The 16,276-nt window shown below is 68.6% G+C and carries 12 protein-coding genes; 5 read left to right on the top strand and 7 right to left on the bottom strand.

The window, feature by feature from the left end; genetic code table 11:
• Positions 1-138: 138 nt before the first annotated feature.
• Together ASF26_RS10090 and ASF26_RS10085 are read right to left on the bottom strand one after the other, a co-directional pair.
• Positions 139-1,509, bottom strand: a complete 1,371-nt coding sequence (locus tag ASF26_RS10090; protein ID WP_056141569.1) for a sigma-54 dependent transcriptional regulator — start codon at positions 1,507-1,509, stop codon at positions 139-141.
• Positions 1,506-3,827, bottom strand: coding sequence for a PAS domain-containing sensor histidine kinase (locus ASF26_RS10085; protein ID WP_056252892.1), 2,322 nt, complete (start codon positions 3,825-3,827; stop codon positions 1,506-1,508). The genes ASF26_RS10090 and ASF26_RS10085 overlap by 4 nt, the downstream gene beginning before the upstream one ends.
• Before the next feature lie 236 nt (positions 3,828-4,063).
• Here ASF26_RS10085 and ASF26_RS10080 point away from each other — a divergent pair, with 236 nt between their 5' ends.
• The 3 genes from ASF26_RS10080 (at position 4,064) to oxlT (ending at position 7,927) form a co-directional block, all read left to right on the top strand.
• Positions 4,064-5,662 (top strand): gamma-glutamyltransferase family protein, encoded by a 1,599-nt coding sequence (locus ASF26_RS10080; RefSeq protein WP_056252888.1) that lies wholly within the window; start codon positions 4,064-4,066, stop codon positions 5,660-5,662.
• A 52-nt stretch (positions 5,663-5,714) separates the two neighbouring features.
• Complete coding sequence (locus ASF26_RS10075) at positions 5,715-6,590, top strand: class I SAM-dependent methyltransferase (RefSeq protein WP_056253377.1); 876 nt, start codon at positions 5,715-5,717, stop codon at positions 6,588-6,590.
• Between the two features lie 62 nt (positions 6,591-6,652).
• Positions 6,653-7,927: an oxalate/formate MFS antiporter gene (gene oxlT / locus ASF26_RS10070; RefSeq protein ID WP_056252885.1), complete on the top strand. Its 1,275-nt coding sequence runs from the start codon at positions 6,653-6,655 to the stop codon at positions 7,925-7,927.
• A gap of 222 nt (positions 7,928-8,149) precedes the next feature.
• On the opposite strand, the gene ASF26_RS10065 is transcribed toward oxlT, so the two are convergent.
• The 5 genes from ASF26_RS10065 to dusB form a co-directional block, all read right to left on the bottom strand.
• A complete protein-coding gene (locus tag ASF26_RS10065) occupies positions 8,150-9,877 on the bottom strand; it encodes a GGDEF domain-containing protein (protein ID WP_056252882.1) in 1,728 nt (575 codons plus the stop codon).
• 170 nt (positions 9,878-10,047) lie between these two features.
• Complete coding sequence (locus ASF26_RS10060) at positions 10,048-10,659, bottom strand: DUF6886 family protein (RefSeq protein ID WP_082477579.1); 612 nt, start codon at positions 10,657-10,659, stop codon at positions 10,048-10,050.
• Positions 10,656-12,119, bottom strand: a complete 1,464-nt coding sequence (gene ntrC / locus ASF26_RS10055; RefSeq protein ID WP_056252880.1) for a nitrogen regulation protein NR(I) — start codon at positions 12,117-12,119, stop codon at positions 10,656-10,658. The genes ASF26_RS10060 and ntrC overlap by 4 nt, the downstream gene beginning before the upstream one ends.
• Positions 12,120-12,128: 9 nt before the next feature.
• Complete coding sequence (locus ASF26_RS10050) at positions 12,129-13,268, bottom strand: ATP-binding protein (RefSeq protein WP_200925902.1); 1,140 nt, start codon at positions 13,266-13,268, stop codon at positions 12,129-12,131.
• Positions 13,265-14,311 carry a tRNA dihydrouridine synthase DusB gene (gene dusB / locus ASF26_RS10045; RefSeq protein WP_056252874.1) on the bottom strand — a complete coding sequence of 349 codons (1,047 nt, stop codon included), beginning with the start codon at positions 14,309-14,311 and terminating at the stop codon, positions 13,265-13,267. Before dusB ends, ASF26_RS10050 begins: the two co-directional genes overlap by 4 nt.
• 134 nt (positions 14,312-14,445) lie before the next feature.
• Here dusB and ASF26_RS10040 point away from each other — a divergent pair, with 134 nt between their 5' ends.
• Complete coding sequence (locus ASF26_RS10040; protein WP_056252871.1) at positions 14,446-15,726, top strand: bifunctional 2-C-methyl-D-erythritol 4-phosphate cytidylyltransferase/2-C-methyl-D-erythritol 2,4-cyclodiphosphate synthase; 1,281 nt, start codon at positions 14,446-14,448, stop codon at positions 15,724-15,726.
• Positions 15,723-16,232: a CinA family protein gene (locus ASF26_RS10035; RefSeq protein WP_056252869.1), complete on the top strand. Its 510-nt coding sequence runs from the start codon at positions 15,723-15,725 to the stop codon at positions 16,230-16,232. Before ASF26_RS10040 ends, ASF26_RS10035 begins: the two co-directional genes overlap by 4 nt.
• Positions 16,233-16,276: the final 44 nt, after the last annotated feature.

The following is a 16,276-nucleotide window of genomic DNA, read 5'->3' as shown; positions in this document are numbered from 1 at the left end:
CGCCCGCCGTGACTGGCGGGTTCTTGTTGGTTCGAATGCGTAGCAGACCGGTGAAAACAGACAACCTCGACTATTACACGGTGATTGTCACGCACATGCAAGGGGCACGTACATGTAAGGGGAAGGTCGCCCGGGCCCTCAGGGGCCGATGCCGAGCGACTTCAGCTTGCGGTGGAGGGCCGAGCGTTCCATGCCGATGAACTCGGCGGTGCGCGATATGTTTCCGGAGAATCGTGCGATCTGCGCGATCAGGTATTCGCGCTCGAAGATTTCCCTCGCCTCGCGCAGGGCCAGGCTCATCAGCTTCTCGCCCCCCGCGCCGTTCGGCGTCGTCGGAACCAGGGCGCCGATCTCGGTGGGGAGCATCTCGGAGGTCACCTCCTGCTCCGGATCGGTATGGGTGAGGATCATCAGCCGCTCGACGTTGTTGCGCAGCTGGCGGATGTTGCCCGGCCAGTCGTGCGATTGCAGCACCGCCATGGCGTCCTCGGCGATGCGCCGGCGGGCGAGGCCGGTGGCGGCCGAGATCTGCTCCATGAAGAAGTTGATGAGTTCGGGCACGTCCTCGCGCCGCTCGGACAGGGACGGTACCCGGATCGGGACCACCGAGAGGCGGTGGAACAGATCCTCGCGGAACCGGCCGGCGGCGATCTCCTCGGCGAGGTCGCGCGAGGAAGAGGAGATGATGCGCACGTCCACATGGACGCGGGTGGTGCCGCCGACGCGCTGGAAGTTCTGGTCCACCAGCACGCGCAGGATGCGGTTCTGGGTCTCGCGTGGCATGTCGGCGATCTCGTCGATATAGAGGGAGCCGCCATGGGCCTCCTCCAGGGCACCGACCCGCCGGGCGCGGCCCTCGCCGGCCTCGACGCCGAACAGTTCCGCTTCCATGGTCTCGGGTGTGATCATCGCCGCGTTGATGACGACGAAGGGACCGCTGGCGCGGGACGAGGAGGCGTGGAGGGTCCGCGCCGAGAGTTCCTTGCCGGAGCCCGGCGCGCCCAGGATCATCACGCGCGCATTGGTGGGGGCGACCCGCTCCACCGTCTGTCGCAATTGGTTGACCGCCACGGACCCGCCGACGAGCCGGCTCGCCTGGCCGGAGCGCGCCTTCAGGTCGCGCACCTCGCGCTTGAGGCGGGAGGCTTCGAGGGCGCGTTCGGCCACCAGGACCAGCCGGTCGGCCTTGAACGGCTTCTCGATGAAGTCGTAGGCGCCCGCCTTGATGGCGGCCACCGCCGTCTCGATGTTGCCGTGGCCCGAAATCATCACCACCGGCAGGTCGGGATGTCCGAGCTTGATCTGGTCGAGCACCTGCAGCCCGTCGAGGCGCGAGCCCTGCAGCCAGATGTCGAGGAACACGAGGTGGGGGCGGCGCGACTCGATGGCGGCCAGCGCCTCGTCGGAGCCTCCGGCCGTGCGGGTGCGGTGACCTTCGTCGTCGAGGATGCCGGCGACGAGGTCGCGGATGTCGGCCTCATCGTCGACGATCAGGATATCGGCGCTCATGACGTCATCTCCGCGATTGGGGGTGCCGTCGGTGCGGCAACCTTCTCAGCCTGCGCGGAGGGTTTCCCCTCCGTCGTCTTTTCCCGGGTATCGAGGGGAACGCGCATCCGCACGCATCCGCCCCTGCCCGTGGGGTTGTCGTTCAGTTCGATGCCACCGCCATGCTCTTCGAGCACCTTGCTGACGATGGCGAGTCCGAGCCCGGTGCCGCCCTCGCGGGTGGTCATATAGGGCTCGAGCAGCCGCTGGCGCCCCTCGACGGGGAAGCCTTTGCCGTTGTCGGTGATCTCGATCACCGCGAACCCCTCCTCGACGAGGAGGCGCAGATCCACCCTGCCCTTGCCGAGTTCGGCCTCGGGCACGGCGGAGACGGCCTCCACCGCGTTCTTGAGGATGTTGGTGATCGCCTGTGACAGCAGCCGGATGTCGAAGGCGGCGTGCAGACGGTCCTGCCCGGCCTCGGTGAAGGCGAAATCCATGTCCGGATGCGCCACCCGCATCATGAACAGGTTCTGCTTGGCGATCTCGCTGAGGTCGTTCCGGGCGATGGCGGGTTTCGGCATCCGCGCGAAGGACGAGAACTCGTCCACCATGCGCTTGATCTCGTCCACCTGGCGGATGATCGTCGCCGTGCACTGGTCGAACACGTCCTTGTCCGCGACGATGACCTTGCCGTATTTGCGCCGGATGCGTTCCGCCGAGAGCTGGATCGGGGTCAGCGGGTTCTTGATCTCGTGGGCGATGCGGCGGGCGACGTCCGCCCAGGCGGAGGTGCGCTGGGCCGTGACGAGGTCGGTGATGTCGTCCAGCGTCACCACGAAGCCGCGGGCGCCGCCTTGCGCCTGCTCGCTGGTGACGCGCACGGTGACCGTGCGCTCGCGCCCGTCGCGGGTCAGCTGGATCTGCTGCTGGAGGGCGCGCAGGCGCCCCTCGCCGCCCTCGGGCAGGATGGCCTGAAGCTCGGGCACGGCCAGGACCAGCGGCTTGCCGATGATGGCATCCGCCTTGAGCCCCAATGTGCGCTCGATGGAGGGGTTGGCGATGGTGACGAGGCCGGCCGCGTCGACGCCGATGACGCCCGGCGAGACCCCGGAAAGGACCGCTTCGGTGAAGCGGCGGCGCCGGTCGATGAGTTCGCTCGCCGCCGTCAGCCCGTCGTGCTGGCGGCGTAGCTCCTGGGTCATCTTGTTGAAGCTCTCGCCGAGATGGGCGAGGTCGCCGTCGCTCTTCCGGGCCGGGACCTGGGCGTAGAAATTGCCCGAGGCCACCTGATCGGCCGCGTTGATCAGCCGGCGGATCGGCGCCACGAACCGGTTGGCGAAGTTGAGGCCGAACCAGACCGCCGAGAGCAGGGCGATCAGCGCGATCAGCACGAAGATCGAGGCGAAGCTGATCTGGATCGAGCGCTTGAGGGAATCGTAGGTGAGATACTCGGCCGCCGCCGCCCGCGAGACGCCGGGGAAGTCGACGGCGAGCTGGCTCACCTGGCGCTGCACCAGAAGCACCGCCCCATCATAGGCCGGCATCCGCAGCAGGGCGGCGAAGACCCTCCCCTCGCTCGGCCTCAGGCAGATCGTCTCGTTGGATTTGGCGGCCTCCTCGAAGGCCGCGGCGGAGGGCAGCCTGCGCTCCTTGAGGACGTCGATCTTCGCCCGTGCCACGAGCTCGTTGGGTCCGCGCATGATCTCGGCGACCGGCAGTCCCAGCGCGGTGGCCCGCGTGGTGAGGAAGTTCTCGAACCACTCCCTGTTCACGTCGAAATTCGGCCGTGCCCGCGTGAGGTCGTCCGTGAGGATGCGGATCTCGCGGGCGAGCGACTGGCACTGGTTCTCCTGGTAGGCGTCGGCCACCTCGACGGATTTCAGCACCACGTCGCGGACGCGGTCGGTGAAGCCCAGCGATAGCCCGCGATCGATCGTTACCGCCGCCACGACGGCCAGCAGCACCGTGGGCAGGATCGCGATGAGGCTGAACAGGCCGACGATGCGGGTGTGCAGGCGCGCCACCGCCGCATTGGCCCGGCGCGCATGCAGGAAGACCCGCGCCTCCCAGGCGATGATGACGAACAGGCTGAGGACCAGGAAGACGTTGATGCCCAGCAGCGTCAGGCCGATCGTCGGCGTCGGCGTCACCCGGATCACGCCGGCGAGGATCAGGAAGGTCGCGATGGCCGAGATCAGGGCCGTGGCGACCACGAGCGCGCCGATCCAGCCGGGGCCGCGCGGTGCCGCCCGGATGGTATGAGGTTCGGCCTCGCCTTCCGGTGAGACATCGTCTCCCGGGGCGGCCGATTGTCTGGAACGTCGAAGCCACGCCATGGCTGATGCGTCGCCACAACAGTGTGGCGAAATTAATACGAATCGGGCCATCGTGTCGGTGGACACCATGGGTGCGGCACGCGCCGCGACGGCGCCTTACGCCCTGAAACCGATGGCACCGCAGCGATCTGCGACCGTTTCTTGCTTGGAAATCTCTCGGTCGACCGGCCGAGAAAATACATTATTCTCCAAGCCTCCCCTCAATTCTTCAAGCCTCCCCTCACACCGAGTTCGCAATGCCCGAGACGCCCGTCTATTCCTCCGCCGCCGTTGCCGCGCCTCACCATCTGGCCGCCACCGCCGGGCAGACCGTGCTGGCGCAGGGCGGCAACGCCATCGAGGCCATGGCGGCCATGGCGGCGACCATCGCCGTGGTCTATCCGCATATGAACGGCATCGGCGGCGACGGGTTCTGGCTGGTGCGCGAACCGGGCGGGCGGGTGCGCGGCATCGAGGCCTGCGGCCCGGCCGGGTCCCTCGCCACGGTCGAGCGCTATCGCAGCCAGGGCCACGAGACGATCCCCTCGCGCGGGCCGGATGCGGCGCTCACCGTGGCCGGCGCCATCGGTGGCTGGCGTCTTGCCCTCGACCTCGCCAGGGCGCTGGGCGGCCGGCTCCCCCTCGACACCCTCCTGGCCGACGCGATCCGCCACGCGCGCCAGGGCTGCGCCGTCTCGCCCTCCGAGGCCCGCTACGTGCCGAAGGAGATCGACACGCTCCACGACCAGCCGGGTTTCGCCGAGACCTTCCTCGATGCGGGCAAGCCCTTCGCCGCCGGCGCCACACGGCGCCTGCCGGCTCTGGCCGACACCCTCGAACAGCTCGCCCATGCCGGGCTCGACGATTTCTACCGGGGCGACCTCGGCCGCGAGATCGCCGCCGACCTCGACCGCCTCGGTTCGCCGGTGACCCGCGCCGATCTCGAAGCCTATGCGCCGCGAGAGCGGGCAGCCCTGTCCCTGCGCCGGCGCGACGCGGTGCTCTACAACTTCCCGCCGCCCACCCAGGGCCTCGCCGCGCTCATCATCCTCGGCATCTTCGACCGGCTGAAGGTGTCGCGGCCGGAGAGCACGGCGCAGTATCACGGGCTGATCGAGGCGACGAAGCGCGCTTTCGCCATCCGCGACCGCACGGTCACCGATTACGACCGGCTGAGCGTCGATCCGGCGAGCTTCCTCACTCCGGAGCGCCTCGACCGCGAGGCGGCGCAGATCGACATGCGCCGCGCCGCCTCCGTGCCCCTCCGGGGACCGGGCGACGGCGACACCGTCTGGATGGGCGCCATCGACAAGGACGGCCTGGCCGTCTCCTACATCCAGTCGATCTACTGGGAATACGGCTCGGGGATCGTCCTGCCGAAGACCGGCATCCACTGGCAGAACCGCGGCACCTCGTTCTCCCTCGAGAAGGGCGCGGTGAACCCCCTGGAGCCGGGGCGCCGGCCGTTCCACACCCTGATCCCGGGACTCGCCGCCTTCGACGACGGGCGCGTCATGTCCTACGGCAGCATGGGCGGCGACGGGCAGCCGCAATTCCAGGCCCAGATTTTTTCGCGGTATGCCGATTACGGCATGAGCCCGGCCGAGGCGGTGGACGCGCCGCGCCTGCTCTACGGGCGCACATGGGGTGCCGAATCCCTGAGCGTGAAGGTGGAGGACCGGTTCGATCCGGCCTGCATCGCCGAGCTGCGCTCCATGGGCCACAAGATCGAGGAACTGGGCGGCGCCTACATCGATTCCCTGGGCCATGCCGGCATGCTGGTCCGCCATCCCGGCAACGGGCGGATCGAGGCGGTCCACGATCCGCGCTCGGATGGCGGATCGTCCGGCCTGTGAAATGGGTCCCCGCCGGGGATCGGACGATCGAGACCTTGAGACCGGAAGGTTCATGATGGCGGATGGCGCGATCACCCAGCGGGAATACTGGAACGGCGAGGTCGGAGCGCGCTGGGCCCGCAACCAGCGCAGGATCGACGCGGTCTTCGCGCCGCTCACCGCCGCCCTGTTCGAGGCGGCGCGCCTTCGGGTCGACGGCTCGGCGCTGGATATCGGCTGCGGCGCCGGTGACTGCGCCATCTTCGCCGCGCGGCGGCTCGGACCGAGGGGACGTGTGGTGGCGGCCGACCTCTCGGCCCCCCTGCTCGACGTGGCGCGCGAACGGGCCAGGATCGAGGCCCCCGCCCTGGCGCCGATCGCGTTCGTCGAGGCGGATGCCCAGGTCCACGAGTTCGGCGATGCCGCTTTCGAACACGCGATCTCGCGCTTCGGGGTAATGTTCTTCGAGGATTCCGGCGCCGCCTTCGCCAATATCCGCAAGGCCCTGGTTCCCGGCGGGAGCCTCACCTTCCTGTGTTGGCGGCGGATCGAGGACAATCCCTGGATCACGGTGCCGAGGAACCTCGTCCTGCCCCTCGTGCCGGAACCCGAACCCGGCCCCGCCGACGCGCCGGGGCCGTTCCGCTTCGCCGAGGCGGAAACCCTCAACGCGGTGCTGGCACAGGCCGGCTTCCTCGACATCACCCTCGAGGCGATCGACCGGCCCCTCACCCTCGCGATGTCCGGCGACGGGAGCGCCCGAGACGCGGCGGAGGCCGCCGCGGATTTCGCCACCGAGCTCGGCCCGGTCTCCCGGCTCCTGCGCGATCAGTCCGCTTCGGTCCGTGCGGACGCGCTGAAACGGGTGAGCCACGACTTCGCGGAACGAGCCGTTTCCGGTGCCGTGTCCCTGGATGCCGGCTGCTGGCTGGTTTCCGCGCGGCGCTGAAAGCCGGGCCGTGCAATCTGGTATACACTTTGCGTCTCCGTGCCCGCAGCATGGAGTGCATAATGGATACGAATCTTTCCCGGCAGCGCTGGATCCAGCTCGGCCTCGGCCTCGTCGCCATGATGGCGATCTCGAGCCCGCAATACGTCTGGACGCTGTTCACCAAACCGCTGATCGCGACGACGGGCGCGAGCCTGCCGCAGCTGCAATGGACCTTCACGATCCTGATCGTGCTGCAGACCTTCTTCTCGCCCGTCCAGGGCTACCTGATCGACCGGTTCAGCCCCAAGCTGATGATCGCGCTGGGCGCCATCCTCTCGGGCCTCGGCTGGGTGCTGGCCGCCCGCGTCGACACGCTCTGGGGCGTCTACGCCACCTACGGCCTGTTCTGCGGTCTCGGCACCGGCATCGTCTATGTCGGCATCGTCGGCCTGATGGTGAAGTGGTTTCCCGATCGCCGGGGCTTCGCCGTGGGTGTCGTCGCCGCCGGCTACGGCATGGGCGCGATGCTGAGCACCTTCCCCATCAGCGACATGCTCACCGCCTCGGGCTACCGCCACACGCTGACGGTGTTCGGCATCATCCTCGGTGCCGTCGGCGCGCTGGCCGCCCTCGGCTTGCGGGCTCCCCGCGCCGACGAGGTCCTGCCGGCCCCGGCCAGCAACCTCTCGACCTGCGTCCACGACACCGCCCCGAGGGAGATGCTGAAGACGCCTCTGTTCTGGCTGATGTTCGTGATGATGACGATGATGTCCACCGGCGGCCTCATGGTGGTGGCGAACTTCGCCTCCTTCGCCCGCGACTTCGGGGTGGCCGACGCGATCATCTTCGGCTTCGTCGCCCTGCCCTTCGCCCTGACCTTCGACCGCATCACCAACGGCCTCACCCGGCCGTTCTTCGGCTGGGTCTCGGACAAGATCGGCCGCGAGAATACGATGGGCATTGCCTTCGCCGCCGAGGCAGTGGCCATCGCCCTGCTCCTCGTCTTCCGCGAGAATCCGTATGCCTTCGCCCTGCTCTCCGGCGTCGTGTTCTTCGCCTGGGGCGAGATCTTCTCGCTGTTCCCCTCGATTCTCACCGACACGTTCGGCACCAAGCACGCCACCACCAATTACGGCTTCCTCTACATGGCGCAAGGCATCGGTTCGCTCTTCGGCGGACCGATCGCCGCCTGGATCTACCTGGTCCAGGGCTCCTGGCTCCCGGTCTTCGCGATCATCATCACCCTCGAGGTGCTGACCGCGATCCTCGCCTATTTCGTCCTCAAGCCGATGCGCCGGAACTGGCTCGGCCTCGGCGAAACGCGCGCCATGACGGCCAAGCCCGCCATGGCCTGAGGTTCCTGGCCAGATCGATTCTGCGAAGCGCGGACGGGGAAACCCGTCCGCGTTTTGCGTTGAGGCGCTGTCGGCGATGAACGTCCGGTGCGTGCTGGCAATCGTGCGGCCCGTCTCTCATCGACGCCGAGCAGGCCCCGGGACGATCCGCGCTCGGGCCGCTTGGCGGGACGGAGAGTACGACCCGGTTGAGTCGAGCCCTCGCCGAGTGACATAAAAAAGTTATTCGGCCGCGACGCGAAGGTGCCCCTGTGGGCTGGCCTGCGCTTCGCGTTCGGCACGCCAGCCCGATTGAACCGGAGCGATCGCGACCTGGTTTCGCCCGCCGTGCTTGGCGCGATAGAGTGCCGTGTCGGCTGCCTTGACGAGGTCGGCGCTGTTGCTCGACGTGCTCGGCAGGGAGGACACGCCCAGCGATGCAGAGACCTTCGCACCATGGCCCCCGGACAGAGCCTCTATCCGTTCCCGGATCTGTTCTGCCTTGAGCGCTGCATCCTCGAGGCTGCAATCGGGGAGAAACACGATCATTTCCTCGCCACCGTAGCGACAGGCGACATCTGTCTCCCGGAGCGCTCCGACGATCGCTGCCGCCGCCTCCCTCAGGACGGCGTCGCCGGTGGCATGGCCGTGCTCGTCGTTGAGGCGCTTGAAATGGTCGAGGTCGATCATGATCACCGAGACCTTCCGCCCCTCGCGCTCGGCGATGCGGACATATCGGTCGAGACTGTCCTCCATGTAGCGTCGGTTGTAGAGGCCCGTCAGCGGATCGCGGAGCGCCTGATTGCGCAGCTTTTCGCGCAGCGCGATGTTCGATAGGGCGAGCGACATCGCGTCCCCGAGCGCCGAACTCAGCGGCAGGATGGCCGAGAGGCGTTCCTCCGCGCCCGAATCCTTCGCGAAGATCTGAAGCAGGCCGAGGTTCTCGCCCCGCGCGACCATCGGGATTTCGAGGGCGGCGAGACCGGAGGCATGATGCTCACAGCAGAGGGCTCTGGCGCCGCTGCGGTTGATGTGCGGCTTGCCGCGCTTCATGGCCCAGCACTGGTTGATCGCGATCACCTCCGGCGGGGACGAACCCTCGTCGCATGCCCAAGAGGTCGAGAGGACGAGGCGGTCCCGCGAATTGTTGAAGACATAGAGCGCGCCGCTGAACCCGCCGATCAGTTCGCTGGCGGTGGCTCGGAGGACCGCGTTCGCATCGTGATGATCGGCGGCGCTCTGGAGCATGTCCGTCATCTCGAACAGATGGCCGATCTGCGTTCTGGACGCGTCCATGTCCGTGATGGCCGTCGCGCGGGCCTGAGCATCTCGCGCGCTCGATCGGAATGCGAAGATCATCACTCCGGCAATCAGAATCTGCGACAGCAACACGATGCTTTTGCCGATCTCGATGCGCGTCTCGTGATCGGCGAAGTGTGAGTTCCAGTCCGCCAGGAAGGCATCGAACGCGCGACGCATCGTGCCCATCAAAGCCGCACTCCTGCGTTCTTTCAGCAGGGACTGCGCCGCCTCCAGCTTTCCGGCGCGGACGAGTTCGAGTGTATCCGTCCAGGTGGCTTCGAGCGACTTGATGCTGGCGTCGGCGGAAGCGCTGGTTCCGTCGGGCATCCTGAGGAAAGGATCGAGGCGCGCCAGATACGTATTGCGACGGCTATGGAGCGCTTCGAAGGCGCGGCTGTACTCGCTGTATTCGGTGTCCCGGTCGCCGAGGGCTCTGTTGAGGACGTAGGCTTCCGCGTCCATGAGAGCTTCCTGGGCGATGCGCATCTGCCGCCCGCCCTCGCGCAGGTCGATGAGAGCCTGCTGGTGCCGGTTGGTGTAGAAGAAGCCCGAGAGCACGATCGTGATCATGACCACGACGAGACCGACCTGAGCGGCAAGGCGATGCCGGACATTGCCGCGTCGGGTGCTTGCCGCTGCAACACCCGCTTCGCGTTCACTCAGTGCCATTGCCGGTCCTACGATATCGGAACCGACACGGATCGGCACGCGGAAGACAGAAAGGCACCAACCTCCTGTCTCCGCGTGAAAGAAGATGGCTAAGAGATTGTTTTTTGGGCAGCTGCGTTTCGCGGGGCAGTCCGGGGTTCGCTCTCGCTCGGCCATAGCGGAGTGTCACCTCACCGCACACGAGCACCCGCGATCGGCTTCGGCGGCCCGCCTTCCGGAGTTACCCAATCCTGCGCGTTCCTGAGTCGGATGCCGCTGGCGTGGAGGGTGGAGCGCCAGATCGGCGCGAGCGGCGTGAGGCGGGGCAAGATGCGCAGTTCGAGGCCTGCCGCCGCCATTGCACCGGGCAGGTCCCGGATCGTGTCGTGGCCGGTGGGGACGACCGGGCTCGTCGACACCCAGGTGCCGAGATCCCCCGTGGGTTCGAAGGTCCCGGGCGGCATGCGGTAGCGCTCGATCGCGGCGGTGGCGATCCGCTCCGCCCAATCCTCCTCCACATAGGCCACGGCGCGGCCGGCGACGTCACCGAACCACCTGCGCCGGTCCTCCGGCGAGGTCCGTTCGGTGGGCCAGATCACGATCCGGGGGCAGTCGCGCGGGAACAGGTAGAGCAGGCCGTGGGCCGCATCGATCGCCCAGACCAGGGGGCCGTTCAGCCAGGCCCCCGCCGGTCCGCGATCCACGCCGACGCGGACGGGGCGTGGCGCGAAGACCCGGATCGCCGGGTCCTCGCTGAAATGGAACAGGTCCTTTGGTTCGCCGGACGTGTCGTTCGGGCTCACCGCGCGTTGCGGAAGACCTGAAGGTCGAGGTCCCGCACCTTCTTGCGCAGGGTGTTGCGGTTGACGCCGAGCAGTTCCGCCGCGCGGATCTGGTTCCCGCGCGTGGCGGCCAGGGCCGCGCCGATGAGCGGGCCTTCGATCTCGCGTAAGATTCGGTGGTAGAGGCCGGGCGGGGGCAGCGTGTCGCGATAGCCGCTGAAATACTCGGCGAGATGGCGCTCCACCGCCCCCGAGAGGGTCTCGTTGTCGGCCCCGCCCGATTTCCTGGCGGCCGAACCGTTGGCCTGCGGCTGGGCGAGGGGCAGCGTGTCGAGTTCGGCCTCGATCACCGGGCCGGTGATCGTCTCCTGCGGATACAGGGCGGCGAGGCGGCGCACGAGGTTCTCGAGTTCGCGCACGTTGCCGGGCCAGCGATAGCGCTTCAGGCGCTCCATCGCCTCGCCGTCGAGCTGCTTCCGGCTCAGGCCCTCCTTCTCCACCAGGATGAAGAAGTGGCGGATCAGGTCGGGCACGTCCTCCGAGCGCTCGCGCAGCGCGGGCAGGCGCAGCGGCACCACATTGAGCCGGAAGAACAGATCCTCGCGGAAGATGCCCTGCTGGATCGAGACGCGCAGGTCCTTGTTGGTGGCCGCGATGATGCGGACATTGGTCTTGATCGGCACCCGGCCGCCCACCGTGGTGTATTCGCCCTGCTGCAGCACGCGCAGGAGGCGGGTCTGGGCCTCCATCGGCATGTCGCCGATCTCGTCGAGGAAGAGCGTGCCGCCCTCGGCCTGCTCGAACCGGCCGGCCGAGCGCGAAAGCGCGCCGGTGAAGGCGCCCTTCTCATGGCCGAAGAGTTCGGATTCGATGAGGTCGCGCGGGATCGCCGCCATGTTCACCGGCACGAACGGCCCGGAGCGGCGACGGCCGTAATCGTGCAGCGCGCGGGCCACCAGCTCCTTGCCGGTGCCCGACTCGCCGGTGATCATCACCGTGAGGTCGGTGGGCATCAGGCGGGCCAGCGCCCGGTAGATCTCCTGCATGGCCGGCGAACGGCCCACCAGCGGGATGTCCTCGTTGCCGGGATCGGCGCCGGGGGCGGGCGTGCCGCGCGGCCGCGAGAGCGCCCGCCCGACGATGGCGATGAGCTCCTTCAGGTCGAAGGGCTTGGGCAGGTATTCGTAGGCCCCGCGCTCGGAGGCGCGGATCGCGGTCATGAACGTATTCTGCGCGCTCATGACGATGATCGGCAGTTCCGGCCGCACGCGCTTGATACGCGGCAGCAGGTCGAACACGTTCTCGTCCGGCATCATCACGTCGGTGATGACGAGGTCGCCCTCCCCTTGCGCGACCCAGCGCCAGAGGGTGGCGCAGTTACCGGTGGAGCGGACCTCGTAGCCGGCCCGCGACAGGGCCTGGTTGAGGACGGTGCGGATGGCGGCGTCGTCGTCCGCGACGATGATGTGGCCGTTGGGCATGACGCGACTCTATTGCTCCGCGGCCGACTCGCGCCCGTCACGGGCGCTCGACATGGGAAGGAGGAGACGGAAAGTGGTGCGGCGCGGCACGGGATCGCATTCGACGATGCCACCGTGATCGCCGATGATCTTGGCCGCAAGTGCAAGTCCGAGGCCGGACCCCTGCGCTTTCGTGGTCACGAACGGGTCGAACAGGTCGGGCAGGAGCTCGGCCGAGACCCCCGGCCCGTTGTCCCGCACCGCCACTTCGATGGGCAGGCTCACCCGTTCCCGCGTGCCGGGCACCTGCATCTTCAGCCCGGTGCGGAAGGCGGTGGAGAGGGTGATCTCGCCATCCACCGCGTCGGCGCCGATGGCCTCGGCGGCGTTCTTGACGAGGTTGAGGATGACCTGAATCAACTGATCGCGATTGCCGAGGACCGGGGGCAGCGACGGGTCGTAGGTCTCGACGAAGCGGATGTGCCGGGCAAAGCCCGACTGGGCCGAGCGCTTCACCTGATCGAGCACGCCGTGCACGTTGACGGGGCCGCGCTCCACCGGACGCTCGTCGCCGAACAGCTCCATTCGCTCGACGATGCGGACGATCCGGTCGGATTCGTCGCAGATCAGCCGGGTGAGCAGGCGGTCGTCCTCGGTGCCCGATTGTTCGAGGAGCTGGGCCGCCCCCCGGATGCCGGCGAGCGGGTTCTTGATCTCATGCGCCAGCATGGCGCCCAGCGCGATCATCGAGCGGGCGGCACCGCGATGGGTGAGCTGCCGGTTCATCTTGTCGGCGATGGTGCGCTCCTGGAGCATCATCACCACCGCGTCCTCCTCGTCGCCGAGCGGGGTCGCGAAGACATCGACGTTGCGCTCCAGGCCTGAGCGCGGCTGGACCAGTTCGACGCCGTATTCGCTGACGCTCGCCCGGCGGCGGCGCACTTCGGCCACGAGGGCGCTGATCGGGGACGAGAACGGGATGATGTCGCGCAGGTGCCGGCGCTGCATCAACCGGGCGGAATGATCGAAGAACGTCTCCGCCGCGTGGTTCACATGGAGGATGCGGTCGTCGGCGCCGATGGTGATGACCGGCAGCGGCAGGGCATTGATCACCGCCTCGCTCGTGGGCGGGGCGATGGTCCGGCCGCGATGTTCCTTGTCCACGCTCACGCTGCCTCCTCGGTGACGAATGGTCCGCGCGGGTGACGCATCGCCTTCGAGAGAAGGTCGGCTGCGATGGCCGGATCGGTGGTGGTGAGGAGCCGCGTCCGGTCGTCGGGGCCGAGCGCGCCGGACCCGTCCACATAGGCCGCCAGGTGCTTGCGCGCGTGGCGCACGCCCATGGCGGGGCCGTAGAGAGCGAGGAGCCCCTGGTAATGCTCCAGGGCGAGGGCGGCCTTCTCCACGGCGTCGAGGGAACGCGGTGCCCGGCCGGCGAGACCGGCGGCGATCTCGCCCACCAGCCAGGGACGACCGAGGGCCGCGCGCCCGATCATCAGCCCGGCGGCGCCCGATGCGGCGAGGCAGGCCCGCGCACCGGCGAGATCGACGACGTCACCGTTGGCGATGACCGGGATCGAGACCGCGTCCACCACGGCGCGGATGGCGGCCCAATCGGCCTGTCCCTTGTAAAATTGCTGCCGGGTGCGGCCATGCACCGTCACCGCCGCCAGGCCGAGCCCCTCGGCGCGCCGGGCGAGATCGGGGGCATTCAGGCTCGCATGGTCCCAGCCGAGGCGCATCTTGACCGTGACCGGGATCGCCACCGCCGCGCGGACGGCGGCGAGGATGCGCGTGGCCCCCTCGATGTCGCGCATTAGGGCGGAACCCGCCTCGCCGCCGGTGACGGTCTTGGCCGGGCAGCCCATGTTGATGTCGATGACATCGGCGCCATTCGCCTCGGCCAGCCGTGCGGCCTCCGCCATCGATTCGGGCACGCAGCCGGCGAGCTGGACCACGTGGGGATCGACCCCGCCGCCCTCGGCCCGCAGGCGCGCCTCTTCCGCCCCACGGGCGAATTCGGCCGCCGCCACCATCTCCGAGACGACGGCGCTTGCGCCCAGACGCCGCGCGATGCGACGCATGTGCAGGTCGGTGATGCCCGACAGGGGAGCGAGCAGGACCGGCACCGAAGCCGCGGCGCCTGCCCTCTCGCCGACCTGCCCCTGGCCATCGCCCGAGCGCAGAACGCTCAAATAATCATCAGCTTTCATTATGCCCAACAAATAGACAATCGCTGGGGCGACGCAAGCGCCTTGCGCGATTTGATTTCAGGCTATGCCCCGCTTAAACGACAGACCACCCCAGCCATCCACGCTACCTCGAACTGATGCGGGAGCACTTTTCCATGTCCGGCACCGCCTGGAACGCCGCGGTGGTCGTCGCAGCCGGCCGCGGGATCCGCATCGGCGGTGACGTTCCCAAGCAATATCGCAGCGTCGGCGGACGCGCGGTCCTCACACGGACCCTCGCCGCGCTGGCGGCCCATCCCGACCTCGCGGTGATCCAGCCCGTGATCGCCGCGGACGCGGCCTCGTTCTACCACGCCTGCGTCGCGGAACTCGACCCCGTTCTGCGCGCCAAACTCGCGGCCCCGGTCGAGGGCGGCGCCACGCGCCAGCAATCCGTCAGGGCCGGTCTCGAAGCCTTGGCCGGGAGGTCTGCGGAAACGGGCGCGCCGGGCCTCGTCCTCGTTCACGACGCGGCCCGCCCGCATGTGGACGAGGCGCTGATCGACCGGGCTCTTCTCGCCGGTCGTGACCACGGCGCGGCGGTGCCCGGCATCGCCGTCACCGATACGATCAAGATCGTCGAGGATCTCGGGACGGGGATCGGCCGGGTGCGCGAGACCCCCGCCCGCGAATCCCTGCGCGCCGTCCAGACCCCTCAGGCCTTCGCCTTCGCGCCCCTCCTCGCCGCCCATCGCAAGGCGGCGGAGGCGGATCTCCACGGCTTCACCGATGACGGGGCTTTGGCCGAATGGGCCGGGCTCGACGTGGTGGTGTTCGAGGGCGACCCGCGCAACCGCAAGATCACCCAGCCCTCGGACCTGATCGAGGCCGACCGCGGCTTTTCCGGCAGCGATGCCCTGCTCTCCGAACCAGAGACCGATTCCATGACGACCTATGTGACCCGCCTCGGGACCGGCTTCGACGTTCACGCCTTCACCGAGGGCGACCATGTCTGGCTCGGCGGCGTGAAGATCCCCGCCGATCGGGGCGTGCTGGCCCATTCCGACGGGGACGTGGCGCTGCACGCCCTCACGGACGCCCTCCTTGGGGCGATCGCGGATGGCGACATCGGCACGCATTTCCCGCCGAGCGACGAGCAGTGGCGCGGCGCCTCGTCCGACCGCTTCCTGGCCCATGCGGTGAAGCTTGTCCGCGACCGGGGCGGCCGGATCGACCATCTCGACATCACCGTCCTGGCCGAGGCCCCGCGCATCGGCGCCCATCGCGAGGCGATCCGTGCCCGCATCGCCGAGATCTGCGGCGTGCCCCTGAGTTCGGTCTCCATCAAGGCGACGACGACCGAGAAGCTCGGCTTCGTTGGCCGCGCCGAAGGGCTCGCGGCTCAGGCGGCGGCGACGATCCGCCTCCCGGAGACGGACGGGGGCGACGCGGCGTGATCGACGACCCGGCGCTCCTCGCCCGCGCCGAGGCGCTGGTGGCGGCCTATGCCGCCGCCGGGCTTCGCGCGGCCTGCGCCGAATCCTGCACCGGCGGCCTCGTCGCCGGGCTGCTCACCGCCGTGCCCGGCTCATCGGTGGTGGTCGAGCGCGGCTTCGTCACCTATTCCAACGACGCCAAATCCGAGATGCTCGGCGTGACCGCCGACCTCATCGCGACCCATGGGGCGGTGAGCAAATCCGTGGCCCGCGCCATGGCGGAGGGGGCGCTCGCCCATTCGCACGCGGATGTGGCGGTCTCGATCACCGGCATCGCCGGCCCTGGCGGCGGCAGCGAGGCCAAGCCCGTGGGCCTCGTGCATTTCGGCCTCGCCCGCCGTGGCGCCGCGACCCGGCATATCGAACGCCGCTACGGCGATCTCGGCCGCACCGAGATCCGCCGCCTCGCCGTGGTAGAGGCGCTGGACCTGTTCGGCCGAGCCGTGGAGCCCGTTGGGACGGATTGAGGCCTATGTCAGTTGCTTTTTTCCAAGGCTTCACCTCATCCTGA

The sequence above is a fragment of the Methylobacterium sp. Leaf93 genome (assembly GCF_001422345.1).
Lineage (GTDB): Bacteria > Pseudomonadota > Alphaproteobacteria > Rhizobiales > Beijerinckiaceae > Methylobacterium > Methylobacterium bullatum.
This window is presented reverse-complemented; position numbering and strand designations above follow the sequence as displayed.

Excerpts from the sequence above, each read along its gene's own strand:
- ASF26_RS10085 (WP_056252892.1), bottom strand. The coding sequence starts at position 3,827 with ATGGCGTGGCTTCGACGTTCCAGACAATCGGCCGCCCCGGGAGACGAT.
- ASF26_RS10065 (WP_056252882.1), bottom strand. The coding sequence starts at position 9,877 with ATGGCACTGAGTGAACGCGAAGCGGGTGTTGCAGCGGCAAGCACCCGA.
- ASF26_RS10090 (WP_056141569.1), bottom strand. The coding sequence starts at position 1,509 with ATGAGCGCCGATATCCTGATCGTCGACGATGAGGCCGACATCCGCGAC.
- ntrC (WP_056252880.1), bottom strand. The coding sequence starts at position 12,119 with ATGCCCAACGGCCACATCATCGTCGCGGACGACGACGCCGCCATCCGC.
- ASF26_RS10040 (WP_056252871.1), top strand. The coding sequence starts at position 14,446 with ATGTCCGGCACCGCCTGGAACGCCGCGGTGGTCGTCGCAGCCGGCCGC.
- ASF26_RS10080 (WP_056252888.1), top strand. The coding sequence starts at position 4,064 with ATGCCCGAGACGCCCGTCTATTCCTCCGCCGCCGTTGCCGCGCCTCAC.
- dusB (WP_056252874.1), bottom strand. The coding sequence starts at position 14,311 with ATGAAAGCTGATGATTATTTGAGCGTTCTGCGCTCGGGCGATGGCCAG.
- oxlT (WP_056252885.1), top strand. The coding sequence starts at position 6,653 with ATGGATACGAATCTTTCCCGGCAGCGCTGGATCCAGCTCGGCCTCGGC.
- ASF26_RS10075 (WP_056253377.1), top strand. The coding sequence starts at position 5,715 with ATGATGGCGGATGGCGCGATCACCCAGCGGGAATACTGGAACGGCGAG.